Genomic DNA, 26,715 nt, shown 5'->3' on the forward strand with positions numbered 1-26,715 from the left:
GCCGGTCGCGCGTTCCGCCCGCGACACTCACCACGTCGGCCGCGAGCCCATGCCCGTAGCCGCCACGCAAACTGCCGCCGTGATAGGACCGGTTGCTCGCCGCCTTGAGGCCGCTGGCGATCGACTGGCGGTAGTCGTCACGGAATCCGCTTGTAATGCCGGGCGCGAGACCCGCCGCCTCGGCCGCGCGCAGCATATGAAACAATTTCAGCTTGAATCTGCGATCCATGCCGCCAATCACATAGTCCATCATCGGCAGGCCGACGCGTTCCGCCGCCTTGGGATCTTTCCATCCGAAATCCTGATCGACATATCTGGTGAAGGCTCGCGACACCATCACCCTCTTGCCCCTTCGCTTGACGGCAACCCTCCTCCAGTCACGCACCTTGATCGTATCCTCCTTGGGCGTGCGTTGATAAAGCGCCCACAGATAGCGATCGACGCAGGCGTCCACGACCGGGCAGTCGCCAATCTCGACGGACCTTGCGGCCTTGTCGGCTTCGACAGGTTCGAGATCCGACGGATCGACGCTTGCGAGTTGCACGGGCGCTGACGGGGTTGGCGCGCTCGGCGTGTTAGCGACATCTTCTGTAAGCGACCGTTCGCTCGGACTCGCATCGTCACTGGATATCGAATTCGGCCGCGGCTCAGCGGCGAGGTCAGCTCCGATAGAGGAAGAAGGAGCGTCGATATCGACGGGTAGCGCCGCGCTGATGTGCCGGATGCCTTCGGGCCCGGAGACAGCGAGCAGACCGAAGATCCCGGTCGCAAAAATGACGGATAGCAACGCAGGCGTTTGCGCTGAAAGTCGTCGCAGGTTCATCATTGCCAGCCTCATCGGTACCAGAACTACACAGCCGAGGATGCGGATACGACGATTGTTCTGATAAGGATCTCGTCGCGCAATGGCAATCGGGCAGACTGTGACCTTTTTGCCAAAGTGTTGCACATGCGCCACGGAAGGACGGAGGCTCGGGAGCGCCTGCTGTCCTCGATTTTGTGCCACTTTCAGCCGGTGAGTCCGCCTCTCCGGGTGTGCGCGCACGCGAAGAGCTGCGGCTCACCCACCCGTGGACGGCCACTGTGGAATCGCGACCACGAACAGCAACCATCGCTGTGATGGCGCCCTTCTCGCGGGCCGCTGCAAATGCGTCGATGAGCCATCATCACGTATCGAAGACTAGACTACGCTTTGAGATCGCCCCCAACCGACCGCGAGATCGCCTGCACGATGTTGATCGCGCACGGTGGAATAGTCACGACCAAGGCATCGTCGATTTTTCCAAGGTGAGGAATCGGTTCGGCGATCTCCGTGCCGAAGACGACGACAATCTCCGGATCGTTCCCTCCGCGGAAACCACGGATCGTGGTAAGATGGAACTTAGCTGGGACCGTTTCTCCCAACCTTTGCACTTCTGGTTCAAGCGCGTGGAGACCCTCGTCACACATGAATGCTTCTTATGGCACCCAAGAAGCACGCAACCTTCGGTGATGTGCTCGGCTCCAGGGCGGCGCAAAAAATAGCGGCTCCCGATGGCTCGGATTTATCATGGCTACCGTTAAAGGCGAATTCTCCTCACACCGGCCGGCATCCGAAAACAAAAGGAGACAGACGCACTTCATGATCACACAGTGCCTGCCAGCAGCGCTCACGTCGCTCGAGGCCGCGATTGCAACCCTGCTGCACGAACGTGAGGTGGTCGCGCCGGTGGAGCTTTCCCTTGCCGAAACGCTCGGCTGCGTCGCAGCCGAAATGCCGGCTCTCCCGTTAGTTCCGGTCCGCGATCTTGCTGCCGCTGATGGTTGGGCGGTGAATGCCAACGATGTGGTCGGCGCCTCATCTTATTTGCCTCTGGCGCTGGCGAAGCCGCCAATCTGGGTCGATGCCGGCGACGCCATGCCGCAGCGTTGCGACTGTGTGCTCGATATCGGTGCAGTCGTTACGTCGGGTCCTCTCGTCGAGGTCATCGTCGAAGGCGTGCCCGGTCAGAGCGTTCGGCGTGCCGGCAGTGACATCGGTGCGGACGGTCCGGCAATTGCTTCCGGTCATTCGATCCGTCCGCGCGATCTGCTCACGGCGCGGACCGCGGGGCTGGAAACGCTTAACGTACGCCGCCCGCGACTCCGTCTCCTCAATCTTCCCGGCGGCGCGGCGACAGCCCGTCTGATGGCCGATCTTGCCCGCGCCAACGGCGTCCATATCACAGCGATCGAAGCTGCGGCACGCGATGCGGCGTCCATCGCGGACGCGCTCGACCCGACCGGCACCGATCTGCTGATCGCCGTTGGCGGCAGCGGGGTCGGCCGCAACGATGCAACGGTCACCGCACTCGCCCGCCGCGGCGAGGTGCTTGCCCATGGCATTGCGCTTCAGCCCGGGCGCACCGCGGCCATCGGGCGAGTCGGTGCAGTCCCTGTTCTGGTGATGCCCGGCGCTCCCGATCACGCGCTCGCCGCATGGTTCGCCCTGGCGCTTCCCCTGCTGGAGCGCCTGTCCGGACGACGATCGCGGCCATCGCGGCTGCTGCCTTTGGCGCGCAAGATCGCTTCGAGCGTCGGCCTCGCCGAGATCGCGCTGCTTGAGGAACGGGAGGGGGCGTGGCTCCCCCTCGCGACCGGCGATCTGCCGCTTCATCTCATGGCCCGCGCAGATGCGTGGCTGCTGATCCCGGGGTCCAGCGAAGGCTTCGCGGCAGGCACGCCGGTCGATGCCTATCTATGGCGAGACTGATATGGCTCGGAACATGACTGACCTTCCGTCACCGGATAACCGCGACAGCCGCGAGCAGGACCAGTTTCTGACGATCCTCTCGCGTGAAGAAGCCGTCAGACGGTTTGAGGCCGCGCTGTTTCCGCGCGCGGTCACGAGAGAACACCGCAGGCTTGCCGATGCGCTCGGCGGCGCGCTCGCCGACGACGTGGTGGCGCCGCTCGACGTGCCGCCCTTCGACCGTTCCAACGTCGACGGGTTCGCCGTCCGCTCGGTCGATCTGTCCTCGGCGGGCGAAGGAACTCCTGTGCGGCTCATGCTGAACGACGAAGCGATCGCGTGCGGCACCGCGCCCACCAGGCCGGTGCTGTCGGGAACGGCGACGATGATTGCGACGGGCGGCCCTCTGCCGCGCGGCGCCGACGCCGTCGTCATGGTCGAGCATACCCAACCGGCGGGCGGCTCCAGCATCGACGTGCGCCGCACCGTCTCACCCGGACAGTTCGTCTCTTATGCCGGTTCCGACATCGCCCGCGGCGAGACGTTGCTGCGGGCCGGGACGATGGTCGGCTCGCGCGAGGTCGGCATCCTGGCGGCATGCGGCATCGCGGATGTCAGTGTCGTCCGGAGGCCGCGCGTTGCCGTCATCTCGACGGGCGACGAACTGGTGCAGCCGGGAACGCCGCTCCGCCCCGCCGCGATCTACGATACCAACGGCGCGATCGTCGCCGCGGCGATAAATGAGAACGGCGGCGATGCGATCTTTCTCGGCGCCGTCCCGGACGATGACGCGCAGCTCGAGGCGGCGATGCGGCGTGCGCTTCTCGAAAGCGACATGCTGGTGTTGTCCGGTGGCACCTCCAAGGGCGCCGGCGATCTGTCCCACCGCATCGTCGGCCGGCTCGGCAAGCCCGGAATCATTGCACATGGCGTTGCCCTCAAGCCGGGGAAGCCGCTATGCCTCGCCGTCTGCGACGGCAAGGCCGTCGTGATCCTGCCCGGATTTCCGACCTCGGCGATGTTCACCTTTCACGACATGATCGTGCCGGTGCTGCGACGACTAGCCGGTCTGCCGCCACGCACCGATGCCAAAGTCGGCGCAAAGGTGCCTATACGGATCACTTCCGAACTCGGCCGCACCGAATTCGTCATGGTCTCGCTGGTGGAGGGCCGCGACGGATTGATCGCCTATCCAACTGGCAAAGGCTCGGGTGCGATCACATCATTCGCGCAGGCCGACGGCTTCCTGCGTATTGATGCGTTGGCCGACCACATGCCGGCCGATACTGAAGCGGAAATCACACTGTTTACTCCGCATGTCCGGGCGCCCGACCTTGTGATCATAGGCAGCCATTGCACCGGACTCGATCTCGTCACCACGCCGCTGGCGCGCGCGGGCCTCATCGTGCGCTCGATCGCGGTCGGCAGCCTCGGCGGGCTGGCGGCGGCGCGGCGCGGCGAGTGCGATCTCGCGCCCATCCATCTGTTCGACGACAAGACCGAGACCTACAACACACCTTTCCTGGTCGACGGACTCGAATTGCTGCCGGGTTGGCGCCGCATGCAGGGCATCGTGTTCTGCGAGGGGGATCGCCGGTTCGAGGGCTTGAGCGCGCAGGAGGCCGTGCGCGCCGCGCTGGCCGATCCCGCCTGCATCATGGTGAACCGCAACCAGGGCGCCGGCACGCGTATCCTGATCGACCGGCTGCTCGCAGGCGCGCGGCCCGAAGGATACTGGAACCAGCCGCGTTCGCACAATGCGGTCGCCGCAGCCGTGGCTCAGCATCGTGCCGATTGGGGCATGACCATTGCTCCGGTGGCGCGGGCCTACGGTCTCGGCTTCATTCCGCTCGCCGAGGAGCATTACGATTTCGCGCTGGTGACAGCGCGAAAGCAACGTCCCGCAGTACAGGCTTTTCTCGACGCGCTGACATCGGAGGAAATCCGTGCCGCGCTGGCCCATGCCGGCTTTCGGCCGGCGTGACGGTTAACTCCCGTCGAGCGCTGCCAGCCGCTCCGCCTCGGCGATGTCCTCGACCGTGTTGGCATTGAAGAACGGATCGAGCGGCTCCGCCGGCCAGCTTACGGACGCAAGCCGGTAGCGCGCGGTCCAGCGGTCGATCTTGCGGATGTCGTCCTCGACCAGCGCACGGCGCAGCTCCTCGCGCAAGCCGACATGCCAGAGCCCGATCACCGGATGCGTTTGTCCGCCGGACACGGCCACCGCGAGCTGGGCGTTCTCCGCCGCGCGGCCCCGATGCAGGCGCGCGACCAGGTCACGCGGCAGGAACGGGCAATCCGCAGCGGCGCTCAACATCCATTCGACCCCGGGGCGGTTCGCAGCCACCCAGTCCAGCGCAGCAAGGATGCCGGCGAGCGGTCCGGGAAAATCGGGCACGTTGTCGGCGACGACCGTAAGGCCGAACGTCGCGAACCTTCCAGGATCGCCATTGGCGTTGAGGATGATCCCGTCGCATTGCGGCTTCAGCCGTGCGACGACGCGCTCCAGAATGGTGCGGCCGGCGATCGTCCGCATCGGCTTGTCGCCGCCGCCCATGCGTCGCGCAAGGCCGCCGGCGAGCAGCACGCCCGGGGTCGGCGGAATCTCAATCGTCACCGCCTTCTCCCTTGCGCTGGTGCCGCACCGACTCTTCCTCGACATAAGCCAGATTCTGGTCGTAGACGATACGCTCTTCGCCCGACAGCGCGATGAAGCGTTTTCCCCGCGTGCGCCCGACCAGCGTCAATCCCACCTGCCGCGCCAGATCGACGCCCCAGGCAGTGAATCCCGAGCGAGAGGCCAGGATCGGAATGCCCATGCGCACGGTCTTGATCACCATCTCCGAGGTCAGCCGTCCCGTGGTGTAAAGGATCTTGTCGGCGGGATCGACGCCGTGCCGGTACATCCATCCGGCGATCTTGTCGACGGCGTTGTGGCGGCCGACATCCTCGGTATAACACAGCGGCGTACCTTCCCTGCATAGCACGCAGCCATGGATCGCACCGGCCTCAAGGTAAAGCGACGGCATGGTATTGATCGCGTGCGTCATCTGGTACAGCCAGGACGTGCGCAGTTCTGCCTTGGGAAGTTCGACGCTTTCGACAGCTTCGAGCAGGTCGCCGAACGCCGTGCCCTGGGCGCATCCGGAGGTCTGCGTGCGCTTCTTCAGCTTCTGCTCGAAATTGGTGTGGTGCTCGGTCCTGACCACCACGACCTGCAGATCGTCGTCATATTCGACCTCGGTGACGACGTCGTCGTATTTCAGCATGTTCTGGTTGAGCAGATAGCCCAGCGCGAGGTATTCCGGATGGTCGCCGATCGTCATCATGGTGACGATTTCCTGGGCGTTCAGATAGAGCGTCAGTGGCCGCTCCATCGGCACCTTGATCTCGACATTCGCGCCGGTCTGGTCGATCCCGGTGACGCGCTGGGTCAGCCGTGCATCGTCCGGGTTGGGGACGATCAGGGGGACCGGTGATTTTTCAACCCTCATCATACTAAAGACGTTAGCATGACATCGGCATCGAGCCGATATAAACATGGGGAGAATGCCGCAGCCTAGGCTGCGAGCGCAGCAACCCAGGTGGGTCGCGCGGAAGCGAGCTTGATTGATTGGCCGCTTCGCTGCGCGCGATAGCGCAAGCTGAGCCGGTTCCGAGGACCAGGATGAAAGTGATCGGCCTAGCTGGATGGAGCGGTGCCGGAAAGACCACGTTGCTGACGCGCCTCATCCCCTATTTGTTGAAGGAAGGCGTGAGTATTTCCGTCATCAAGCACGCCCACCACAATTTCGATGTGGACGTGCCCGGCAAGGATTCCTGGCGCCACCGCGAGGCCGGCGCAACCGAGGTCCTGGTGTCATCCGAGCGGCGCTGGGCGCTGATGCACGAGTTGCACGGGATGTCCGAGCCGCACCTTTTTGAATTGCTGAAAAAGCTGTCCCCCGTGGACCTCGTCATCGTCGAAGGGTTCAAGCGTGAGTCGCTGCCCAAGATCGAGGTCCACCGAACCGGCAACGGCAAGCCCTTTCTGTTTCCCGACGACCATAACATCGTCGGGATCATCGCCGACATTTCGGTTGAAACCCGGCTGCCGGTTGCCCATCTCGACGATGTCTCCGCAATCGCCACGCTTGTGCAGCGCGCCGCGATGCCGATGGAGGGGATCGATAAGGTGCGTGTGGCACGAGACTGAAGAGGCGCCATGGCTCAATTGTCCGACGATTGCTTTGCCTTCGGCGGGCCGATGATGTCGGTCGACGAAGCGGTCAGCCTGATCGCTGCATCGGTTAACGCGATCCCGGACATCGAGACGGTTTCTCTTCTCGACACCGACGGACGCGTGCTCGCAGGCAACGTCATCGCACCGTTGCCGCTGCCGCCCTTCACTAATTCCGCGGTCGATGGTTACGCGGTGAGCAGCGCGCGCATGATGAACACAGCGGAGCAGACCTTGCCGGTGGTTGGCCGCATCCAGGCTGGCGCTACGTCATGCGAGCCACTGAAGGCCGATCATGCCGCGCGAATCTTTACCGGCGCACCGCTGCCGCCGGGCGCCGATACGGTATTCATGCAGGAAGACGTCCGGATCGATCCATCCGGCAAGGTCATCTTGCCTCCCGGCTTGAGACAGGGCGCCAATGTCCGCCCCGCGGGTGAGGACATCCCGCAAGGCGGGATCGGTTTGCAAGCCGGCCAGCGCCTGCGGCCGCATCACGTCGCGCTCGCCGCCGCCTTCGGCCTGACACATCTCAAAGTCGTGAGACGGATCAGCGTCGCGGTATTCTCGACCGGTAACGAATTGGCCTCGCCGGGCGAAGCGCGTGCCGGGGCGCAACTCTTTGACTCCAACCGCTTCATGCTGATGGCGATGCTGCGCAGGCTCGGCTGCGAGATCACCGACCTCGGCATCGTGCGTGACGACCCCATATCGCTCGCCAACGGTCTGAAGAAGGTCGCAGGCGAATGCGATCTCATCCTGACCACCGGCGGCGTCTCGACGGGCGAAGAAGACCACGTCAAGGCAGCGGTCGAAAGTATCGGCACGCTGGTGATGTGGCGCATGGCGATCAAGCCGGGCCGTCCCGTTGCAATGGGAATCATCGGCGGTACGCCACTGATAGGATTACCTGGTAATCCGGTCGCGAGTTTCGTCACCTTCGTTCATGTGGTGCGGCCCACTGTGCTGGCGCTGTCGGGCGCCCTGCCCGAGCCGCTTATCCCGATGCCGGTGCGCGCGGCTTTCACCTACAAGAAGAAGCCCGGTCGACGCGAATATGTCCGCGCCACTTTGCGCAAGGCCAATGATGGCGCGCTCGAAGCGATCAAATTTCCGCGCGAGGGCGCGGGGCTTTTGTCATCGCTGGTCGATACCGATGGCCTGGTCGAACTTGGAGAAACCATCAGTCAGATTCAACCCGGACAGAGCGTCGGGTTTCTACCTTATGCCAGCCTGTTGTGAGGATCCTGCGTTGACCTCGGCCCGCTCGAACGTCATCTTGCGCACATGAACAAGACGAAGCTTGATCTGACCGGGCTGAAATGCCCGCTGCCCGCCTTGAAAACAAGGAAGGCGCTGAAGCCATTGCGGGCGGGCGATCAGCTCGAAGTGCACTGCACCGACCCGCTGTCGGTCATCGACATCCCAAACCTGATCCGAGAAACAGGCGACCGGGTCGAAATTACCGAGCGCAGCGAGCAGCGCATCGTTTTCCTGATAGAGAAAACGGATGGGGCGATCTGAAAATTTCGATCCCGGCGTTGGTGGAACCTACCAGGTACAGCGATCGCTAGAGCGTTTTCGAGCGAAGTGGAATCCGGTTCGCGTGAAGAAAACGCGTCAAATCAAGAAGCTGGGGTCTTTCATCGTTTCGATGAAACGGTGAAAGACTCTAGAGTCTGTTTCAACTGAGTTGAATCAGACTCGTCGCTTATCCTTTTGCTTGAGCATGATCTTTTCCGAAAACCGGTTTCCACTTTTCGGGATCATGCTCTAAAGGCGAACGCCTGACGTGGAGAAGGCAACGTCAACCGGCTTCTGAATGACGTTGAGGCCCTCGACGGCCACAAGCGCAAGTACGATGGCGCAGATGCACGCCAGAAAAAAGGCTTTCATTCGATCGTCCTCCAGAACGAACGCATTATTCGCAATATATCAACATTCCATCCTCCGGCAAAGCTCGTACCGATTTGCCGCGCCGGTCGCCGGCGTTGCAGTCCACGACGCCAGCGACCGGTGAGGAGGAGCCGGCAAGCGGAACCCTGTCGCGCGCCGTTACGCGCCCCGATCGTGGGCATTCGGATAGAACAATTGCTCGCCGTTGACCTTATAGTCGGCGATTGCCGCCTGCCCCTCCGGCGAGATCAGCCAATCGATGAACTGCTGACCGAGCTTCGCCTTGACCGTTGGGTGCTTGGCCGGATTTACCAGCATGACGCCGTATTGGTTGAACAGGCGCTTGTCGCCTTCAACAACGATTTCGAGGTCGCCGCGATTTTTAAAAGACAGCCATGTGCCGCGATCGGAGAGCACATAAGAATTTGAAGCCGACGCGATGTTGAGCGCAGCGCCCATTCCCTGTCCAACTTCCTTGTACCACGGGCCCCTATCCTTTCCGATGTCGATACCAGCTATCGTCCAGAGTTTGATCTCGGCGATATTCGTGCCGGAACGGTCGCCGCGCGAAATGAACGACGCGCCTTTATCCTTGATGGCGGTCAGCGCCTTGACAATATCCTTGGTGCCTTTGACACCGGCGGGATCGCTCTTCGGCCCGATCAGGATGAAGTCGTTGTACATAACGGGAAATCGTTTCACGCCAAATCCTTCGGAGAGAAACTTTTCTTCCGCTGATTTGGCGTGAACAAAAACGACGTCGGCGTCTCCCCGACGGCCGGTGTCGAGGGCCTGGCCGGTTCCCTGCGCGACAACCCTTACGCTGATTCCGGTGGCATTCTTGAACAGCGGCAAGATGTAACCAAACAGGCCTGAATCCTGCGTTGACGTCGTCGAGGCGACGACGATCGATTTGTCCTGGGCGAGAGCCGGAAAAGACAACATCGCCGCAGCAGCGGCAATCAGCAATCTGCGAGCGAGCATTTTTGATTTCCTCCGGTTTGTCAGACAAGCAAATCCCCCCTGATGAAGATTTTTGCTTCGTCACTATGCGGCTCATTGAAAAACGTTGAAGCGGCGCCAGTCTCGACCACGCGGCCGCGATGCATAAAGATAATGTCGCCGGCGAGACGCCTGGCTGACCCCAGGTCGTGAGTCGACATGACGACCTTGATGTTGCGCGCAGCTACGGTGCGAATAACATCCTCGACCACCTTGGCTGCCGCCGGATCAAGACTGGCACTTGGCTCGTCAAGAAAGAGCACGGCGGGATCGCCCGCAAGGGCACGCGCGAGCGCAAGGCGCCGCTTTTCGCCACCCGACATCGTTCGTGCCGGACGGTCGCCAAATTCGGAAAGTCCTACAAGCGACAGCAACTCGGCGATCCGCGAGTCATACATTTTGCGCGGTAATCGGCCTGAAACCTTGAGTGCATATCGCAGGTTCTCAGCAGCCGTGCGTCTGAGCATGACGGGATGCTGGAACACGATTGCCCGACGCACCGGCGCGACGCTCTCCCGTCCTCCCCAGGTGACGGTCCCAGCGGAAGGCAATATGAGTCCCATCGCAATGCGCAGGAGCGTTGTCTTGCCGGAGCCGTTGGGCCCGATCAGCACCGTCGGCGGCCCCGATCCCAATGCGAGGGTGATCCGGTCAAGAATCGTAACACCATGCGTCTCGACAGTGACGTCGCTGAGGCAGATCGGCAACTCGGTACCAGGTGCCCTCATGGTCATCCCGCATATCGCTGGGCCGCTCGTCCTACGGTCCACGCCAGCGCATTGACCAGTACGACGATGGCGATGAGAATCACGCCAAGGCCGATGGCGAGCGGCAGGTCGCCCTTGGACGTCTCCAATGCGATGGCGGTCGTCATTGTCCTGGTGAAGCCTTCGATATTGCCGCCGACAATGATGATGGCCCCGACCTCTGCTGCCGCTCGCCCGAATCCGGCGAGCACGATGGTGATGAGGCTGAAACGGCCGTCCCAGATCAACGTTCCGACGCGGCGGACCATGCCGACATTCATTGCCGTGAGTTCGTCGCAATATTCTTCCCAAAGATCCTCGATGGTCTGACGTGTCAGTGCCGCGATGATAGGCGTCACCAGGACCACCTGCGCACAGACCATCGCAGGTGGCGTAAACAACAGGCCCAATGAACCGAGCGGCCCCGACCGCGAGAGCAGCAGAAAAACGGCAAGGCCTGCAACAACCGGCGGCAAGCCCATCAACGCGTTGAAAACGACAACGACGACGGTTCGGCCAGGAAAATGCGTGAGCGCGAGGGACGCACCGACAGGGACGCCGATCAGGGTCGCGACGCCGACAGCGCTCATGCTCACAATCAGCGACAGCCGGACGACCGCAAGCAAAGCGGGGTCGCCGGCCAGCAAGAGTTGAAACGCCGAGACGGTTGGTTCCATGCCGCCTATCTTGCGCCAACTCTGCGAAAATGGTCAATTTCCGAAGACAATCGTCAATTAGCGGACGGGTTCATGACGTCGGGATGTCCTCCATCCCTCTAAAACGCAGCAGGAAGGGATGACCGGCGCTAGTCCTGAAAGGGACAAAGGCCCGACCGCCGATTTGGCAGCCGGGCCAGTCAGGGGGAAACAAGGCCCAGAACGGGCCATGCATCGCCGGGTCTGGTTTACCGGCGATTGGGAACGGCCGGAGGCCGATCCTAAAAGTCTAACCTCACGTTCGGGTCGGCTTGTTGAGCTATATCAATTAGCGCGTTCCTGCGATCGGCAGCAGCGCGCTCGAAACGCTACATGGATCGACACCCCTGACAACGCTCGGCCTGATAATGACCTGAACCTCTATTTCGCCGGCCTTACCGAAGGCTGACGGCGCGTCTCGTTGACGCCGGTGCGGGCATTTTGTTCATCAAGCCAGAGGCTGTGATGCTCCTTGGCCCAGTTCAGGTCCACGGTGCCCTCGCCCATCGCCTCGAATGCGCCCTCCATCCCAATCGTGCCGATATAGATATGGGCCAGCATAACGGCGACGAACAGCACCGCGACCACGGCGTGAACGATATGCGCGAGTTGCATGCCCTCGATGCCGGTCAAATAGAAAGGAAACATCAACTGATAGCCGGTCGCCGCCACGAGGCCGCCCCCAATCACAACGATCCAGTAGATAACCTTCTGACCGGCATTGAAGCGGTAGGCCGGCGGGTGGTCATGGCCAACCATCCCGCCACCGCGTTTGAGCCACTCGACGTCGACCTTGTTTGGAATGTTGCCGGCGATCCACATCAGGAAAATCAGTATGACGCCGAGGGTGAAGGGGAAGCTCAGATAATTGTGCGCGTACTTCGCCCATTGCGACCATTCCGAGAATGCCGCAGAATTGATCAAGGGCAGTAAAAGCGGACGGCCGAAGGTTATGTTCAGGCCCGAAATTGCGAGGATGATGAAACAGGTCGCGGTCATCCAGTGCACGAAGCGCTCAAAAGCCGAGAAGCGGACGATGGTGCGGCCCGAGCGACCGCTTTCGATGCGAACCATGCCCCGCGCCAGATAGAAAATGATGAGGATGGCAAGCATTCCCAATATAGATATCCCGCCGATCCACCGCAGCGTGACATCACGGAAGTGTCGCCAGTCCCGGCCGGCCGGCTGCTCCAGCATGCTTGAGCGCTGATCCGGAATGCTGACGCGTCCCTGGATCCGGTTGTGTTCCTGGAAAAGCTTCTGCTCCGTCACCGCACTCGCATTGGGATCGATTCGGGTCGGCTGTTGAGCGGATACCGGAAGGGCCAAAACCATAATGAAGAGTGCGGTCCAGGCGCAGGCGACGAAGCGAACATACCTTGCAAAAGACGCCATGAGGATTCTCCCTCGATTGTCAGCCGCGCCCGCCGCACAGCCGCTCCCATCCGCGGATCACGACGCGATGGTTTCCCGGTAGGCTGTCTGCCAACCCCATGCACCGGAACCATACCCGCGTTTTGTGACCCTCTCCTTGTAGATCTCGGCAATGACCTCGCCATCGCCCGCGAGCAGCGATTTGGTCGAACACATCTCCGCGCACAGCGGCAGCTTGCCTTCGGCAAGACGATTGGCTCCGTATTTTTCGTATTCCGCCTTGGAGCCGTCGACCTCCGGCCCGCCGGCGCAGAACGTGCACTTGTCCATCTTGCCGCGCGAGCCGAAATCGCCGAGCTTCGGATACTGCGGCGCGCCGAACGGGCATGCATAGAAACAATAGCCGCAACCGATGCAAAGATCTTTGGAGTGCAATACCACTCCGTCTTCCGTAGTGTAGAAGCAGTTCACCGGGCATACCGCGGCACATGGCGCGTCGGTGCAGTGCATGCATGCCATTGAAACCGAGCGCTCGCCTGGCTTGCCATCGTTGATGGTCACGACCCGGCGCCGATTGATTCCCCACGGCACCTCGTGCTCGTTCTTGCAAGCAGTTACGCAAGCATTGCATTCGATACAGCGATCAGCGTCGCAGAGAAACTTCATCCGGGCCATGGCCGTTGCTCCTTATGCCGCGACGATCTGACAAAGCGTGACCTTCGGCTCCTGCATGCCCGTCGCCGGGTCATACCCGTAGGTCGTGATCGTATTCGCGCTCTCGCCCAGTACGATCGGATCGGTGCCCTTCGGGTAATTGTTGCGCAGATCGACGCCTCCAAGCCAGCCGCCAAAGTGGAACGGCATCCACGCCACACCCTTGCCGACCCGCTCCGTCACCAGCGCCTTCACCTTCGCCCTCGAATTGTTCTCCGCGCCCGTCACCCAGACCCAACCACCGTCCCTGATGCCGCGTTCGGCGGCGTCCGCAACGTTGATCTCGATGAACATGTCCTGCTGCAATTCGGCGAGCCATGGATTGCTCCGCGACTCCTCACCGCCGCCTTCATATTCGACCAGACGGCCCGAGGAGAGGACGAGCGGAAATTGCTTGGCGACTCCCTTCTCGACCGCGGCCTTCTGCACCGAGAATCCGATGTTGGGCAAGCGGAACTGCTTGGCGTCCGGCAACGTCGGATATTTCGACACCAGATCGACGCGCGGCGAATAAATGGGCTCGCGATGCACCGGGATCGGATCGGGCAGGCCGAAGGCATTCATGCGTGCCTTGCCGTTGCCATAGGGAACGCAGCCATGCATCAGCGCGACGCGCTGAATGCCGCCCGAAAGATCGAGCGACCACGACACCGTGTCCGGTTTGTCGGGATTGACCTTGTTGATCGTGGCCATCTCGCTCTCGGTCAGATCCTTGTCCCAGCCGAGCTTCTTCAAGCTCGCCAACGTGAATTCGGGATAACCGTCCTTGATTTCCGAATCCTTCGAATAGGATCCATCCGCGAGCAGGCTGACCTTGCGGGTGCTGCCGTCGGGCAGCTTCTCCTCACGCTCGAGTCCGAAACGCGGGCGGAAGCAGCCGCCGCCATCCATCACCGCGAGATTGGTGTTGTAGAGCAGCGGCGTCCCCGGGTGCCTCACCTCGGGCGAACCCCAGCACGGCCACGGCAACCCGTAATAGTCACCGCCGACTTCCGGATCGTCCTTTGGCGCCCGCATGGTGACCAGATCGAACTTGTGCTGGTTTTTCATGTGCGCCTTGAGGCGTTCCGGCGATTGACCGCAATAGCCGGTCGACCAGCTTCCGCGATTCATCTCGCGAAGGATGTCCTCCGCCACCGGCAGGTTGTCCTCGACCTTGATGTTCTTGAACAGCTTGTCGGCAAAGCCGAGCTTCCTGGCGACCAGATACATGATCTCGAGGTCGTCCTTCGATTCGAAGACCGGTTTCACGATCTGCTCGCCCCATTGCAGCGAGCGGTTCGAGGCGACGCGCGATCCCTTGCATTCGAATTGCGTGGCCACCGGCAGAAGATAAACACCATCCTTGCGGCCGGACTGCACCGCGAGCGAAGCCCAGGTGGTCGGATGCGGATCGGCGATGACGAGCAATTCCAGCGCCTTTAACCCCTTCAACGATTCGGCAATTCGCGTAATGCTGTTGCTGGCGTGCCCCTGCACGAACACCGCCTTCACATTGTCCTTCTGCGCCACATCGGCTTTCGGAAGGATGACCGCGTCGAACCACCGCGTCAGCGGAATGCCGGGCGTTTCCATCAATTTCTTGTCATCGAAACGCGACAGCAAGTCGTCGTATTCCACCTCCCAGACACGCGACCAGTGCCTCCAGGCGCCTTCGGCCAGGCCATAGTAGAAAGGCAGCGTCACGATATCGAGCCCGACATCGGTCGCACCTTGCACGTTATCATGGCCGCGGAAGATATTGGCGCCGGTGCCGGGCTTTCCGACATTGCCGGTCAGCAGCAGCGCGATGCAGCTCGCGCGCACATTCGCCGTGCCGACCGTATGCTGGGTCTGCCCCATGCACCAGATCAATGTCGCGGGCTTCTCCGTCGCGAACATCTTGGCGACGCGCTCAAGCTGCGCGCCTGGAACGCCGCTGACGCGTTCGACTTCGTCCGGAGTCCACTTCTCCACTTCCTTGCGGAGATCGTCGAAGCCGTAAACCCGCTGCTGGATGAATTCCTTGTCTTCCCAGCCGTTCTTGAGGATGTGCCACATCATTCCGTACAGAACCGGAATGTCCGTTCCCGGCCGCAACCGCACGTATTCGGTCGCATGTGCGGCGGTCCGCGTCATGCGCGGATCGATCACGACGACATTCGCCTTGTTCAGCTCAGCGCCTTCAAGAAGATGCTGCAGCGAAACCGGATGCGCTTCGGCGGGATTGCCGCCCATAATGATCTGCGTCTTGGAGTTACGGATATCGTTGAAGCTGTTGGTCATCGCGCCGTAGCCCCAGGTGTTGGCCACGCCGGTCACGGTCGTCGAATGGCAGATGCGCGCCTGGTGATCGGTGTTGTTGGTGCCCCAGAACGCACCGAGCTTGCGGAAAAGATACGAACCTTCGTTCGTCATCTTCGCCGAGCCGAGCCAATAGACCGAATCGCCGCCCGACTTCTCGCGGATCTGCATCAGCTTGTCGCCGATCTCGTCGATCGCCACATCCCATGAGACGCGCGTCCATTGCCCGTCGACAAGTTTCATCGGGTAGCGGAGGCGACGCTCGTTATGAACGAGTTCGCGCACCGACGCGCCCTTGGCGCAGTGCGAGCCGCGATTGATCGGCGAATCCCAGCTCGGCTCCTGGCCTATCCACACACCGTTCAGCACCTCCGCGGTGACGGTACAGCCGACGGCGCAATGCGTGCACACGCTCTTGCGAAGCGTCGCACCCGATGTCAGCGGGCCCGCAACCACCGCCGCTTCGGCCTTGCGAACGGTGCCGAGCGGCAGCGCGCTCAGCGCGGTAAGACCGCCGGCGGCCAGACCGGAGCGGCGCAGGAACGTGCGTCTGTCGAAGCCGCTTCCCTGCTCGGTCAGCATCCCGAGAGCCGAACCGCCGCGCGTGATTTGCGCATTCTGTCGCTGTGCTCGTTTGATCAGCACGGCAGCCTCCTTCAGCTCGGATAACGGTTGACGCGGTAATAAGCCTTGACGTCGTCGGTCACCCGGTAGCGGGATTTGCGCTTCTCGTCGTACGTCTCGCTATCGGCCTGGGCGGGCGACGCAAGCGGCGATACAGCCATCGCGCCGACACCCAGCGCGCTGACGCCGACTCCGCGCAGGAAACCACGACGGCCGACGGCTGCTTTGCCGTCATTGTTGTCGTTTTTCATCGCGAGTCCTCCTTGGTGAGCCTTCGATCGCCGCTCAACTGGTGAGCGTAAAGGCCTCCGCTTCGATTTCCAGAAACAGACGGCCGAGTGAGCCGACCGATCGATAGAAATTCGCGCCGGCCGCGTTCTCCATGTCGATAAACAAACGTCGCATCCAGGGCGCGATATGTCTTTCGAACATCAGGCGCTGCGCATCTGCGGAGGCCGGAATGCTGCCGCCCGCCAGACCGGCCATGATCTCGCAAAGCGTTGCCGCATGATCCTCCGGCTCGAAATTGTTCTCGACGCGTTCAACGCCGAGCGCGGCGAGATCCTGCCGCAAGCGCGACAGCGGCCGTTCGTTGAGAAAGCCGGTCAGATAGAACGACGCGTAAGGCAGCAATTCGCCTCGCCCCAGGCCGATGAACAGGTCGAAGTATTCACGCTCGACAACAACGGGAGTGATTGTCGACGCCGCTTCTGCCAGCCGCGCGTGCGCCAGCCCGAGCGGCGTCGCATCGCCGCGCAGCCGGGCAATCTGTGCGAGCAAGGTATCCGACGGGGCGCGCGACAACAGCGTGGCGAGCAGCGCGTATTCCCGGGCGCGGCCGATATCAACGTCGTCAACGTCATCAGCCACGGCTAACTCGCTATAAAGATCAGGACGAAGCTCTGTACGCGGTATACCGGTTACGGCTTCAACGGCGATCACCCGCTCGGCGGGCACCCGGTTCCAGTTCGAGACCGATGGCTGCGTGATGCCTATTCTGCGGGCAAGCTCGGCCTGCCCGCCTGCCACCTGAATTGCCCGATTTAATCCTGAATCGCGCATCTTCGTTCTCCGAGCGAGCCGCCATGCGTCTCTTTCTCTTTGGAACGATTAAAAACTATGCCCGGGCGCGGAGGATCGTCAATGATTAACTATAGGATCGGGCTATATCTTTCGTCGCACGGCTATTTCGGCAATGCGCCGCCATGCGTACGACGAACCAAGGAGGCCTCAGCTTTTTGCTGATCGCCGTCCCGTCGCTCACGCAGGTCTCGCGCCGCGACATGCTCTAACTCGCCCTCTAACTCGCAATGTTCCATCTTACGGGGGGCTGGTCCGGCCACCGCGGCGGGCGCGGCCTCCTCCGGCAACTCATGCGGATCAGCCTCGGCCGACGACGGAGACTCGTCGGTTCCATGATGCGGCGCAGCAGGGCCTGCGATGTCGTCGATTTCTCGCCGCACGCCGCCAACGATCCTGGCGACCAGATCGCGCAACTCTTCCGGCGTATAGTCCAGCGGACCGAACCCCGGCATCGCATCGGGATCATTGAAGTCCCAGGCGTTCTCGGCGAGCCCGACGAAGTCGCGGATTGCCGGGTCCGCGAGCCAGGCACGACGAAGAGCTTCGCGACTCAACGCCGGCGGAACACCTTTGCGCAGGAATGCGGCGACGTCGGTGGCCGCCGAGATCGACTCAAGCGGCGGCAACGTCGAGAGATCGAATTCCTCAACTGATTCCGTCACGCCTTGCGAAGATAACGGAACGGTCTCGTCCTTGCTCTCAATCGCCTCTGAAACAGGCGCTTCCGGGCGAGCGGGTACGTTCGCCGCGTGCTTGCGGCGCGACCAGCGGCTCAGGAAGCCATCGTCCGTCATTCGTCGCGATCTCCGTGCGTACGCCGCCCAAGCGCTTCGAGATTTGCGCGACCCCGCTTGCGCTTGACGAACTCTTCCCTCTCGACGTGGTGTTCGGCGATGAACCGTTCAATGGCGCTTCGGATGACATCCGGCATCGGCACGGGTTCGACAAGATTGGCCGACGCGTCGGTGAAGCTCTCGCCCTCGGCAGAATCGGCCGTGACCGCCGTGATCGCGTAAGGCCACGGACCTTCGGACGGACTCATGACCACCCAGATGCTGGCCGCACCGGAGGCCAGATTTTCGCGATAACGCCCGGTTTCCGAGCGGTAAAGATCGATCGCGGCACTGCCGGCGTAATAGAGCGTGCCATCCGCGTCGGCGCGCAGCGTCGTCCATGCCTCGATGTCCGGCACGTCGGGCAGCACACCGACCGCGCGCCAGATAAAATCGGTCCAGGCAGATGCAGCGGTGCGGCGTTCGATCACCACGCCGACAGGAATGCGCACGAGCGGTAACGCGGCGGGGCTCAACTTGCGGCCTCCAGATGCTTGACGGGCAACCCGGTGACCAGATTCTGCGGTTTCATGCGCAGAATCCGGTCGGGCGATGCTGCCAAGATCAGATAAACCGGCTCATTCATCCGTCCCTCGATGATGGCCGTATGGTCTGAAAACGCAAGCCGGAAAAGCGCCATGACGCGGCCAGCCACGTTGTCGTCGAGGCATTCATCATTCCAAAGCCGGTCGCCGATCCTGGTCGCCTCGGAATCAAGCCCCACGTACCAGGTGAACCTTGCATCGCGTAGTTCCGCGAGCGGCTCGATCGTCACGTCGACCGAGAGCAGATGCTTGATCCACCGGGTCATTGCTTCCGCAAGGGCTGCCGGACCGCGCCGTCCCACCGAGAACTCCAATCCCAGGTCAAACATGTCGCTGCGACGCCAGTAGCTGACGGCATTCGCATCGTCCATGACCTCGATCTGTCCGTCGGCAGATATTTCCAGCAATGATAATAACGGCGTCGCCGGCTGCGGGTTGGTGCTCGCGATCCACTCCTCGTCCGCCGCCGTCACGGATTGTTGATTCAGCATGATGCGCTGCGGCCGGAAAAACAGTTCGCCCGCACGTAAGACAAACGGATCGTCGCAGCCATCGAGCGCATTGCGCAGGATGACGTGCGTGAGCTGATTGACGAACAGCGGCGGCAGGGTCACCGCTCCGCCGCGCATCAAGGCGAGATAGGCGGCCTCAAGCGTCTGGTGGCGTAACAACAGCTCGCGAAACGCCAATACAAACTGCCAGTTTTCCCGTGCATCGGGGTCAGCAATTGCTGAAACGTCGGCCGCCTCAACAGGCCGTCGTGGTTGAGCCAGTAACGCCGCGTGCAATTTTCGCTCGAGCGCGCAAGCATCCGGCGGCGGCATCAATTCGGGCCGGATAAAATAGGCCTTCAGAAACTCGTCGGTCGCGACCAGCCCACCGCCCGGTCCGCGATCGAGCAAATGATGGCCACAGGATATCCAGAAATCTCTCATTTGTTGTTCTCACGCTCCACGGAGATGCCGGCCAGATCGATTTCGTCCGCCGATTGTTGGACGTCATCGACTTCCAGGATCGAGAACGCGTGATGGGATTGCGATCCGCAGCGTGACCGCAACGTACGGAATGTTTCCCGGATCTCGCCCCCCTCCACCGTACGGCGAAGCGCGATGAAGATGCCCGCGCGGTCATCGCAGAGCGATTCGGCAAAATCGACTTCCTCCTCGGCCGCCCGGCGCGCGGTGGCGAGATCGGGTGCGCCGAGCCGCTCGACCAGACGTTGCGCAAGCAATTCCACGACCGCATCCCGATCGCCGTCCTTGACGTCGACGATCTGCACGAGTGTTGACCAACCCCACGATTGCAGGCCGAGGAATCCGCTACGAAACGCCGAGCGCGCCTTGCCGTGCAGCGCCGTCGGGTCGTCGCTCCAGAACCGGAAGGTGCCCGGCACCGCCCATTCGCCCGGCTCGGCAGCCGGGTCGAACACGAACGTATCCGATGGATCAAGCGCGACAGTGCGAAGGAGCTTCACAGGCGCGGCCCTCCGGTGTCCGGATCAAGCCACGATGGCGCTTTCAACGCCGGCAGCAACTCGCAGCGCACGACGTTGTCGTCTGTCCGCCGCACAAGCAAATCGCCATTCTCCGCGATCTCGTGCACAACGCCGGGCCAGCGTGGCAACCGTTGCACGAATTGCCGCGCGAGGCTGTCAAATCCGTCCGCCTGCCAGACGTCGATTGCCGTCATCAGGTGACGGGCAAAAGCCTCGGTTAGCTTTGCCGCGCCGACATCGCCGAAACCTTCCTGCTCGAGCGCCGACGCGAGCGGATGCGCGCCGGGTTCTTCTCCCGACATCAACACCGTGCGGATCATGACGCCGAATACCAGCCATTGCGGCCGTTCATCCTCCCGCGTGATTCCTGGCCATCCAATACGCCCGCCGCCAATCAGACCACCGTCGATGCGAATGGCGTCCGGCCAGTCGACCGTCACCGATTTCCCCGGCGGCGCGTGGGCCAGCAGGGCGTCGACCAGCGCGATCATACCGGCGTAAAGGGCGCGGCGCGCCGTGCGCAACGGTTCATCCGGTTCCAGAACCACCGCGAATTCCGCAAGGTCGAAGCGCCCGACCGAAACCAGCGTGCCGGCGCCGCATTGCGACGCAATATCGACGGCATGGGCGAATGCATCCGAGTGCTCGCGCAGCGTCACCAGCGCAAACGGTGGCGGCAGATCGAGAACCTGCTCGAAGGGTACGCGGATGCGCATCGGCGGCAATACGACCTCCGGCGAATTTCATTCGTCCTCCTATAGCTATAGTCTTCCGACTTCCGATACGAGTCCCGTGACAGGACGATAGGCGCAGACAACGGCAATGGCGGATCGACCCCGGAAAATCCTGATATGCTCGTGCGAGGACACGATGAGCCTTGACACGGCTGCGGTCCGAAGGGCGAACCCCGACGCCGATGTTTCCACCTGTCGTCATATGTGCCGGACGGAGGTGGGGCGATTCCGCGATGCGCTGCAGGACGGTGCCGCGCTGACCGTTGGCTGCACCCAGGAGGCGCCGCTATTCTCGGAATTGGCCGGCGAGCGCGAGGCTTCAATCAGTTTCGTCAACGTGCGCGAAACCGCAGGCTGGTCCGCGCAAGGAACGAAGGCGGGTGCAAAAATGGCCGCGCTGCTCGCGGCTGCAACCGAGCCAGCGCCGGACTTTCCGCTAGTCACCCTGTCGAGCGAGGGCGTCATTCTGATTTGCGGCCGGGACGAACGCGCGATTGAGGCCGGCAACCTGTTGGCTGATCAACTCGACGTTACTGTCCTGGTCAGCCAACCGGAAGCGCTGGAGCCGCCCGGCGTCACCACGTTTCCGATCGCCAAGGGAACCATCCGTGCAGCGACAGGCCATCTTGGCGCCTTCGAACTCACGGTCGACGATTACGCGCTGTCCCGGCCGTCTTCCCGCGACAAGCTGATATTTGAACCGCCGCGCAATGGGGCGATCTCGCGCTGCGATCTCATACTTGATCTCACCGGCGGCGCTCCATTGTTTCCGGCGCACGATCTACGCGACGGCTACGTGCGCGCCGATCCCGGAGATCCGACAGCGGTCGTGCGCGCCGTGCTCAAGGCCCGTGATCTTGTCGGCAGCTTCGACAAACCACGATACATCAACTTCAACGCAGCGCTATGCGCCCATTCGCGTTCGAATATCGTCGGATGCCGACGATGCCTCGATCTCTGTCCGACCAGCGCCATCACACCCAACGGCGACCATGTCGTCATCAACGCGGAAGTGTGCGCCGGATGCGGCCAATGCGCCGCGGCATGTCCGACCGGGGCAGCATCCTACACGTTGCCTCCGGCGGACGTCCTGCTCCACAAATTGCGCGCGATGTTGATGGCCTACCATAGAGCCGGCGGCGCCGATGCCATCGTGTTGCTGCACGATGGCGAACATGGCGTCCCCCTGATCGACGCGCTCGCGCGTCACGGCATGGGGCTTCCCGCCAACGTGCTGCCGCTCGGCGTCAATGAGGTGACGCAGGTCGGGCTCGAAGCGATCGTGGCGGCCTTCGCCTATGGTGCCGCTGACTTGCGGCTGTTGTTGCGGGCAAAACCACGCCACGCGCCCGTCGGGCTTGGCAAAACGATGGCGCTGGCCGAGACGATCCTCGCTGGGCTCGGGCTTCAGGGTGCGCGTGTTTCCACGATCGAAACCGACGACCCGGACGAGTTGGGCGCGGCATTGTACGGCATGACGCCGGACGCGCCTGTCCCACATCCGGCAAGCTTCCGGACAGTCGGCAGAACGCGCGACGTGCTGCGTTTCGCATTGCATGAATTGCATCGAGTGGCGCCGGCGCCGGTCGATGTGATCGCGCTGCCCGATGGCGCGCCATTCGGCACCCTCGCAGTCGACGTCGAGGGATGCACGCTCTGCCTGTCCTGTGTTTCCGCCTGCCCAACCGGCGCATTGTACGACGATCCGGAACGGCCGGTCCTTCGGTTCGCCGAGGATGCCTGCGTGCAATGTGGCCTGTGCCAGGCGACGTGCCCGGAAAAGGTTATCAGTCTGGTGCCGCAAATCGACTTCCGGGCAACCACGGCGAGCGCACGCACGCTCAAGGAAGAAGAGCCGGCGCTCTGTATCCGCTGCCACAAGCCATTCGGTGTCAAAAGCACCATCGACCGGGTCGCAGCAAAGCTTGAGGGCCGGCACTGGATGTATCCCAACGCGGACAAACGCGTCGATGCCATCCGGATGTGCGCCGACTGTCGTGTGATCACCATGAGCGAGGACGGTTTCAGTCCCTTTGCCGACGTTTCCGAGCGCCCGGCGCCGCGCACCACCGACGACTATCTGCGCGAGCGCGAACAGAAAGGAAAAAGCTGATTATCCGGCGGTGAAAGGACCATCAGAATCGCAAGAGCCACCTTGCAGCGCGACAGCGGTTGACGGTCGAGCATGACCGTTGGCAGCGCCAATGATGTCGATGACAAATGATGTCGATGACAACTGACGTCGATGACAACGGAATGGCAGAACCCTGAAGACGCCGGACAATTATCCATCGATGTCAATGATCCATGGATAGCGACGAGAGGACGAGATATCATGCTTCGCTAGCGCTGGGTGAATAGCTTGCAGCCCCGCGGCAAGGCGAACTGTCTGCCTTTCTTCGCCTTGAAGTGAACGCCCGGGTCTCGAACCCGATGATGCTGTGATGGCAATGGTGCGTTCGTATGACGAGTTCAACACCAGTCTATACCGGCAATGATCGCTGTCGCGGCGACGTTTACAACGACCGGCCCGCAAGCGGCACGTCGATCGATCGACCATCCTGGATTACCCACGCGGCTCGACGGCGGGCATCGCCCCGAACTCAAACCGTTGCTGCTTCTCGACTATCACAGACAAAATCAAAGGATGACGGCGGTCGATCCATTCGGGTCTGTGTAGTTCCCTGTCGGATCGAAGCCAGCTTATTAGGTTACGCTTTTGAAGATCGTTATTCGATGAGGAGAGCCGCGTCTTTGTGAAGGGAGAAGCAAATGTTGCTTGAAATTCTCGACCCGGTGATCCTCGCGCGCGCGCAGTTCGCCTTCACGCTGTCGATCCATTTCATTTTCCCGGCTTTCTCCATTGGGCTCGCAAGCTATTTGATGGTTCTCGAGGGGCTATGGCTCGCGACCGATCGGGATGTCTACGCCAACCTCTTTCGTTACTGGCTGAAGATCTTCGCCATGGTGTTTGGCATGGGTGTCGTTTCGGGCATCGTCATGTCTTACCAGTTCGGAACCAACTGGTCGGTGTTTTCGACCAGGGCCGGGCCGATCATCGGCCCGTTGATGGCCTATGAGGTTCTGACGGCATTCTTCCTCGAAGCCGGTTTTCTGGGCGTGATGTTATTCGGCATGACGAAGGTCGGAAAGGGTCTGCATTTCTTCGCGACCTGTATGGTGGCGCTCGGAACACTCATCTCGGCGACATGGATCATCGCGGTCAATAGTTGGATGCAGACGCCGGCAGGATACGCGATCAATGCCGACGGACAATTCGTACCGGCCGGATCGTGGTTGCCGATCATCTTTACGGCGAGTTTCCCTTATCGCCTCGTCCATACCGTGATCGCAGCGTATCTCACGACCGCTCTCGCCGTGGGCGGCGTCGGCGCCTGGCACTTGCTGCGAGACCGGACAAATCCAGGCGCGCGCAAGATGTTTTCAATGGCGATGTGGATGGCGGCCATCGTCACCCCAATTCAAATTCTGGCGGGGGACGCGCATGGGCTGAATACTTTGGAGCACCAGCCGGCGAAAGTGCTCGCAATGGAAGGCGATTTTGAGCCGAGCCCCAATGGAGCGCCGCTTGTCCTGTTCGGCCTGCCGAGCAATGAGGCGGCGCGCGTGCGCTACGCATGGTCGGTGCCGCATATCGGTTCGTTGATCCTCAAGCACGACCCTTACGCGCCGCTTCAAGGGCTCAAGGACTTTCCGCAAGATCAATGGCCTCCGGTGGCAATCGTTTTCTGGTCATTCCGGATCATGGTCGGACTTGCGCTTGCGATGTTCGGCCTTGGCCTCTGGAGCCTGCTCGCTCGCCTCCGGGGAAAACTTTTCGACTGGGACTGGCTGCACCGCGCCGCGGTACTGATGGGACCGGCTGGCTTCGTTGCGGTGATCGCAGGCTGGGTCACGACGGAAGTCGGCCGCCAGCCATTCACGATCTACGGCCTGATGCGCACCGCCGACTCGCATTCACCGCTCGCGGCACCCGCGGTGGCGGCTTCGCTTGTCGCCTTTATCCTGGTCTATTTCGCAGTCTTCGGCGCAGGCACCTACTACCTGCTGCGGTTGATGTCGAAGCCACCCGAACCGGAGGAGAAAGAACCCGTTCGTGTGCCGCCGCGCGCCACAGGCGTCACGCCGGCAGCGGGCGTTACCTCAACCTCATGGCGTCGGAGTGAACGTCATGGGTAGCCTCGATCTCACTCTCATATGGGCCGGCATCATCGGATTCGCCGTGATGGCTTATGTCGTGTTGGATGGTTTCGACCTCGGCATCGGCATTTTGTTCGCGACCCTTGCGGTCGGGGATGAACGTGACCGTGCAATGAACTCGATCGCACCGGTCTGGGACGGTAACGAAACCTGGCTCGTCATGGGCGGAGGTGGGCTCCTTGCGGTCTTTCCGCTGGCATACGCAATCATTTTGCCAGCAACGTACCCGCTCATCATCGCGATGCTGCTGGGGCTTATCTTCCGTGGCGTCGCCTTCGAATTTCGCTGGCGTCATCCACGCCATCGACCGCTCTGGGATTTTGCCTTTTCGCTCGGCTCCCTGGTTGCGGCTTTTGCACAAGGCGTCACGCTCGGCGCGATCCTGCAAGGAATCCGCGTCGAGAATAACGCGTATGCGGGAGGCTGGCTTGATTGGCTAAGCCCATTCAGCATGCTGACAGGCGTGGCCGTGGTGATCGGCTACGCATTGCTCGGCGCGACCTGGCTCATCTGGAAAACAGAGGGCTCGAACCAGAGCCATGCCAGACGGGCCGCGTTCTGGCTCGGCATCGGAACACTCGTCGCGCTTGCCGCGGTCAGCGCGGCCACGCCATTTCTGAGCTACGACTACTGGCGACGATGGTTCGCCATGCCCGGCGTGCTGCTCACCGCGCAGGTCCCAGTGCTCGTTGTGATCTGCGCGGCGACGTTCTTCTGGAGCCTGCGCGCCAGCTCTGAAAGACTGCCCTTCCTGATGGCGCTCGCTCTGTTCCTTCTAAGCTTCGTCGGGCTTGGCATCAGTATCTATCCATACGCCGTGCCGCGCACTGTGACGATCTGGGATGCGGCCGCACCACCCCAGGGCCAGATTTTCCTGCTGGTTGGAACACTCATCATCATCCCACTCATACTTGCCTACACGAGCTGGGCATACTGGGTGTTCCGAGGCAAAGCCGGCGGAACGGGCTATCATTGATGAAAACAGCCTTACCGCTTTGGAAGCGACTCGCCTGGATGGGCGCGATCTGGATCGCGAGCGTCTTCGCGCTCGGCGTCGTCACCGCGGTGATCCGGCTGTTCTTGAAAGGTTGACTTGCGATCGGTTCATTTTGAATTGCGAAGATAAAACATAGCGGATCGTTCAACGCCATGGCCACTCGCCGGTGATCCGGACAAACAGAGGGCCGCTCCAAGGAGCGGCCCTCAAACATCCTACAAGACCAGTTGTTATTTAGTCGCGCAGACGCAACACCCGATCCCTAAGGAATGGATCCAACGCTCCTCAAAGCGAGGAAACGCCGATATCGAGGGTTGCGGGAGCGAATCCCCGATCTTTACGATTGATAGAACAAGTCGCGAGATCGCCTACCATTCCAGCTTCTCCATCTTACGCAGGACAACGTGCGTGTCGCGCGTAAAGATGCCGGTCGGACCCCAGTAGTTCCAGCCGTATGTGAACTGCGCATAACCACCGGCCAGGAACAGCGGGTTGATGCGAATACGCGTCAGACTGTTGTGCCCGCCGCCACGCCACTTCCGCT

Annotated in this window: 27 protein-coding genes; 9 read left to right on the forward strand and 18 right to left on the reverse strand. The window is 61.8% G+C overall.

Annotated elements, in window-relative coordinates:
* Both BGN91_RS16465 and BGN91_RS16470 read right to left on the reverse strand, forming a co-directional pair.
* Positions 1-826, reverse strand: an 826-nt coding sequence (locus BGN91_RS16465) for a peptidase M15 (protein WP_292615014.1), incomplete at its 3' end; no start/stop codon positions are given.
* Positions 827-1,185: 359 nt separating this feature from the next.
* On the reverse strand, positions 1,186-1,449 hold the full coding sequence (locus tag BGN91_RS16470; protein ID WP_292615018.1) for a hypothetical protein: 264 nt from the start codon (positions 1,447-1,449) through the stop codon (positions 1,186-1,188).
* Between the two features lie 175 nt (positions 1,450-1,624).
* On the opposite strand from BGN91_RS16470, the gene BGN91_RS16475 reads away from it, so the two are divergent.
* Positions 1,625-2,731, forward strand: coding sequence for a molybdopterin-binding protein (locus tag BGN91_RS16475; RefSeq protein WP_292615062.1), 1,107 nt, complete (start codon positions 1,625-1,627; stop codon positions 2,729-2,731).
* A gap of 13 nt (positions 2,732-2,744) precedes the next feature.
* Entirely contained in the window at positions 2,745-4,694 is a 1,950-nt protein-coding gene (locus tag BGN91_RS16480) for a molybdopterin biosynthesis protein (protein ID WP_292615020.1), read from the forward strand.
* Positions 4,695-4,697: 3 nt separating this feature from the next.
* Here the strand turns inward: BGN91_RS16480 and mobA are convergent, their stop codons facing one another.
* The gene (mobA, locus tag BGN91_RS16485) at positions 4,698-5,327 is read right to left on the reverse strand and encodes a molybdenum cofactor guanylyltransferase MobA (RefSeq protein WP_292615022.1); all 630 of its coding nucleotides are present in this window, start codon (positions 5,325-5,327) and stop codon (positions 4,698-4,700) included.
* Positions 5,317-6,207 carry a formate dehydrogenase accessory sulfurtransferase FdhD gene (fdhD, locus tag BGN91_RS16490; RefSeq protein ID WP_292615025.1) on the reverse strand — a complete coding sequence of 297 codons (891 nt, stop codon included), beginning with the start codon at positions 6,205-6,207 and terminating at the stop codon, positions 5,317-5,319. Before fdhD ends, mobA begins: the two co-directional genes overlap by 11 nt.
* A 170-nt stretch (positions 6,208-6,377) precedes the next feature.
* Here fdhD and mobB point away from each other — a divergent pair, with 170 nt between their 5' ends.
* Genes mobB through BGN91_RS16505 form a run of 3 tightly spaced genes read left to right on the forward strand, consistent with a single transcriptional unit; the run spans position 6,378 to position 8,453 of the window.
* The gene (gene mobB / locus BGN91_RS16495) at positions 6,378-6,905 is read left to right on the forward strand and encodes a molybdopterin-guanine dinucleotide biosynthesis protein B (RefSeq protein ID WP_292615028.1); all 528 of its coding nucleotides are present in this window, start codon (positions 6,378-6,380) and stop codon (positions 6,903-6,905) included.
* A 9-nt stretch (positions 6,906-6,914) separates the two neighbouring features.
* On the forward strand, positions 6,915-8,171 hold the full coding sequence (gene glp, locus BGN91_RS16500; protein WP_292615029.1) for a gephyrin-like molybdotransferase Glp: 1,257 nt from the start codon (positions 6,915-6,917) through the stop codon (positions 8,169-8,171).
* A 45-nt stretch (positions 8,172-8,216) separates the two neighbouring features.
* Complete coding sequence (locus BGN91_RS16505; protein ID WP_292615031.1) at positions 8,217-8,453, forward strand: sulfurtransferase TusA family protein; 237 nt, start codon at positions 8,217-8,219, stop codon at positions 8,451-8,453.
* Positions 8,454-8,702: 249 nt separating this feature from the next.
* Here BGN91_RS16505 and BGN91_RS16510 read toward each other — a convergent pair whose 3' ends face one another.
* The 14 genes from BGN91_RS16510 to BGN91_RS16575 all read right to left on the reverse strand — a co-directional run bounded on the left by BGN91_RS16510 (position 8,703) and on the right by BGN91_RS16575 (position 20,935).
* Positions 8,703-8,825 (reverse strand): hypothetical protein, encoded by a 123-nt coding sequence (locus tag BGN91_RS16510; RefSeq protein WP_292615032.1) that lies wholly within the window; start codon positions 8,823-8,825, stop codon positions 8,703-8,705.
* A gap of 159 nt (positions 8,826-8,984) precedes the next feature.
* Positions 8,985-9,809 (reverse strand): substrate-binding domain-containing protein, encoded by an 825-nt coding sequence (locus BGN91_RS16515; protein WP_292615035.1) that lies wholly within the window; start codon positions 9,807-9,809, stop codon positions 8,985-8,987.
* 20 nt (positions 9,810-9,829) lie between these two features.
* The gene (locus tag BGN91_RS16520) at positions 9,830-10,561 is read right to left on the reverse strand and encodes an ATP-binding cassette domain-containing protein (RefSeq protein ID WP_292615037.1); all 732 of its coding nucleotides are present in this window, start codon (positions 10,559-10,561) and stop codon (positions 9,830-9,832) included.
* Positions 10,558-11,250 (reverse strand): ABC transporter permease, encoded by a 693-nt coding sequence (locus BGN91_RS16525; RefSeq protein WP_292615040.1) that lies wholly within the window; start codon positions 11,248-11,250, stop codon positions 10,558-10,560. The genes BGN91_RS16520 and BGN91_RS16525 overlap by 4 nt, the downstream gene beginning before the upstream one ends.
* A gap of 399 nt (positions 11,251-11,649) precedes the next feature.
* Entirely contained in the window at positions 11,650-12,663 is a 1,014-nt protein-coding gene (locus BGN91_RS16530; RefSeq protein WP_292615043.1) for a formate dehydrogenase subunit gamma, read from the reverse strand.
* A 57-nt stretch (positions 12,664-12,720) separates the two neighbouring features.
* The gene (gene fdh3B / locus BGN91_RS16535) at positions 12,721-13,317 is read right to left on the reverse strand and encodes a formate dehydrogenase FDH3 subunit beta (RefSeq protein WP_292615046.1); all 597 of its coding nucleotides are present in this window, start codon (positions 13,315-13,317) and stop codon (positions 12,721-12,723) included.
* A 12-nt stretch (positions 13,318-13,329) separates the two neighbouring features.
* Positions 13,330-16,284, reverse strand: coding sequence for a formate dehydrogenase subunit alpha (locus tag BGN91_RS16540; protein ID WP_292615047.1), 2,955 nt, complete (start codon positions 16,282-16,284; stop codon positions 13,330-13,332).
* 11 nt (positions 16,285-16,295) lie between these two features.
* On the reverse strand, positions 16,296-16,514 hold the full coding sequence (locus tag BGN91_RS16545; RefSeq protein WP_292615049.1) for a twin-arginine translocation signal domain-containing protein: 219 nt from the start codon (positions 16,512-16,514) through the stop codon (positions 16,296-16,298).
* A 34-nt stretch (positions 16,515-16,548) separates the two neighbouring features.
* Positions 16,549-17,325: a Cro/CI family transcriptional regulator gene (locus BGN91_RS16550; RefSeq protein ID WP_292615052.1), complete on the reverse strand. Its 777-nt coding sequence runs from the start codon at positions 17,323-17,325 to the stop codon at positions 16,549-16,551.
* Between the two features lie 122 nt (positions 17,326-17,447).
* The gene (locus tag BGN91_RS16555) at positions 17,448-18,140 is read right to left on the reverse strand and encodes a DUF3306 domain-containing protein (RefSeq protein ID WP_292615053.1); all 693 of its coding nucleotides are present in this window, start codon (positions 18,138-18,140) and stop codon (positions 17,448-17,450) included.
* The gene (locus tag BGN91_RS16560) at positions 18,137-18,655 is read right to left on the reverse strand and encodes a DUF3305 domain-containing protein (protein WP_292615054.1); all 519 of its coding nucleotides are present in this window, start codon (positions 18,653-18,655) and stop codon (positions 18,137-18,139) included. Before BGN91_RS16560 ends, BGN91_RS16555 begins: the two co-directional genes overlap by 4 nt.
* Positions 18,652-19,659: a DUF6352 family protein gene (locus tag BGN91_RS16565; RefSeq protein ID WP_292615055.1), complete on the reverse strand. Its 1,008-nt coding sequence runs from the start codon at positions 19,657-19,659 to the stop codon at positions 18,652-18,654. Before BGN91_RS16565 ends, BGN91_RS16560 begins: the two co-directional genes overlap by 4 nt.
* A complete protein-coding gene (locus BGN91_RS16570; RefSeq protein WP_292615056.1) occupies positions 19,656-20,198 on the reverse strand; it encodes a DUF6505 family protein in 543 nt (180 codons plus the stop codon). Before BGN91_RS16570 ends, BGN91_RS16565 begins: the two co-directional genes overlap by 4 nt.
* Positions 20,195-20,935 carry a biotin/lipoate--protein ligase family protein gene (locus BGN91_RS16575; protein WP_292615063.1) on the reverse strand — a complete coding sequence of 247 codons (741 nt, stop codon included), beginning with the start codon at positions 20,933-20,935 and terminating at the stop codon, positions 20,195-20,197. Before BGN91_RS16575 ends, BGN91_RS16570 begins: the two co-directional genes overlap by 4 nt.
* A gap of 154 nt (positions 20,936-21,089) precedes the next feature.
* Between BGN91_RS16575 and BGN91_RS16580 the strand changes: the two genes are divergently transcribed.
* The 4 genes from BGN91_RS16580 to BGN91_RS16595 all read left to right on the forward strand — a co-directional run bounded on the left by BGN91_RS16580 (position 21,090) and on the right by BGN91_RS16595 (position 26,266).
* On the forward strand, positions 21,090-23,066 hold the full coding sequence (locus tag BGN91_RS16580) for a 4Fe-4S binding protein (RefSeq protein ID WP_292615057.1): 1,977 nt from the start codon (positions 21,090-21,092) through the stop codon (positions 23,064-23,066).
* A gap of 662 nt (positions 23,067-23,728) precedes the next feature.
* Positions 23,729-25,153: a cytochrome ubiquinol oxidase subunit I gene (locus BGN91_RS16585; RefSeq protein WP_292615065.1), complete on the forward strand. Its 1,425-nt coding sequence runs from the start codon at positions 23,729-23,731 to the stop codon at positions 25,151-25,153.
* Positions 25,146-26,150, forward strand: coding sequence for a cytochrome d ubiquinol oxidase subunit II (gene cydB, locus BGN91_RS16590; RefSeq protein ID WP_292615058.1), 1,005 nt, complete (start codon positions 25,146-25,148; stop codon positions 26,148-26,150). The genes BGN91_RS16585 and cydB overlap by 8 nt, the downstream gene beginning before the upstream one ends.
* On the forward strand, positions 26,150-26,266 hold the full coding sequence (locus BGN91_RS16595) for a DUF2474 domain-containing protein (protein WP_292615060.1): 117 nt from the start codon (positions 26,150-26,152) through the stop codon (positions 26,264-26,266). Before cydB ends, BGN91_RS16595 begins: the two co-directional genes overlap by 1 nt.
* Positions 26,267-26,715 lie beyond the last annotated feature (449 nt).

The sequence above is a fragment of the Nitrobacter sp. 62-13 genome, assembly GCF_001896955.1.
In the GTDB taxonomy this organism is placed as follows: Bacteria; Pseudomonadota; Alphaproteobacteria; order Rhizobiales; family Xanthobacteraceae; genus Nitrobacter.

Coding starts and splice junctions, on each gene's coding strand:
- BGN91_RS16510 (WP_292615032.1), bottom strand. CDS start 8,825: ATGAAAGCCTTTTTTCTGGCGTGCATCTGCGCCATCGTACTTGCGCTT.
- BGN91_RS16595 (WP_292615060.1), top strand. CDS start 26,150: ATGAAAACAGCCTTACCGCTTTGGAAGCGACTCGCCTGGATGGGCGCG.
- BGN91_RS16565 (WP_292615055.1), bottom strand. CDS start 19,659: ATGAGAGATTTCTGGATATCCTGTGGCCATCATTTGCTCGATCGCGGA.
- BGN91_RS16505 (WP_292615031.1), top strand. CDS start 8,217: ATGAACAAGACGAAGCTTGATCTGACCGGGCTGAAATGCCCGCTGCCC.
- BGN91_RS16520 (WP_292615037.1), bottom strand. CDS start 10,561: ATGACCATGAGGGCACCTGGTACCGAGTTGCCGATCTGCCTCAGCGAC.
- BGN91_RS16545 (WP_292615049.1), bottom strand. CDS start 16,514: ATGAAAAACGACAACAATGACGGCAAAGCAGCCGTCGGCCGTCGTGGT.
- cydB (WP_292615058.1), top strand. CDS start 25,146: ATGGGTAGCCTCGATCTCACTCTCATATGGGCCGGCATCATCGGATTC.
- BGN91_RS16575 (WP_292615063.1), bottom strand. CDS start 20,935: ATGCGCATCCGCGTACCCTTCGAGCAGGTTCTCGATCTGCCGCCACCG.
- glp (WP_292615029.1), top strand. CDS start 6,915: ATGGCTCAATTGTCCGACGATTGCTTTGCCTTCGGCGGGCCGATGATG.
- BGN91_RS16480 (WP_292615020.1), top strand. CDS start 2,745: ATGACTGACCTTCCGTCACCGGATAACCGCGACAGCCGCGAGCAGGAC.
- fdh3B (WP_292615046.1), bottom strand. CDS start 13,317: ATGGCCCGGATGAAGTTTCTCTGCGACGCTGATCGCTGTATCGAATGC.
- BGN91_RS16580 (WP_292615057.1), top strand. CDS start 21,090: ATGAGCCTTGACACGGCTGCGGTCCGAAGGGCGAACCCCGACGCCGAT.
- BGN91_RS16550 (WP_292615052.1), bottom strand. CDS start 17,325: ATGCGCGATTCAGGATTAAATCGGGCAATTCAGGTGGCAGGCGGGCAG.
- BGN91_RS16555 (WP_292615053.1), bottom strand. CDS start 18,140: ATGACGGACGATGGCTTCCTGAGCCGCTGGTCGCGCCGCAAGCACGCG.
- mobB (WP_292615028.1), top strand. CDS start 6,378: ATGAAAGTGATCGGCCTAGCTGGATGGAGCGGTGCCGGAAAGACCACG.
- BGN91_RS16525 (WP_292615040.1), bottom strand. CDS start 11,250: ATGGAACCAACCGTCTCGGCGTTTCAACTCTTGCTGGCCGGCGACCCC.
- BGN91_RS16530 (WP_292615043.1), bottom strand. CDS start 12,663: ATGGCGTCTTTTGCAAGGTATGTTCGCTTCGTCGCCTGCGCCTGGACC.
- BGN91_RS16470 (WP_292615018.1), bottom strand. CDS start 1,449: ATGTGTGACGAGGGTCTCCACGCGCTTGAACCAGAAGTGCAAAGGTTG.
- fdhD (WP_292615025.1), bottom strand. CDS start 6,207: ATGATGAGGGTTGAAAAATCACCGGTCCCCCTGATCGTCCCCAACCCG.
- BGN91_RS16515 (WP_292615035.1), bottom strand. CDS start 9,809: ATGCTCGCTCGCAGATTGCTGATTGCCGCTGCTGCGGCGATGTTGTCT.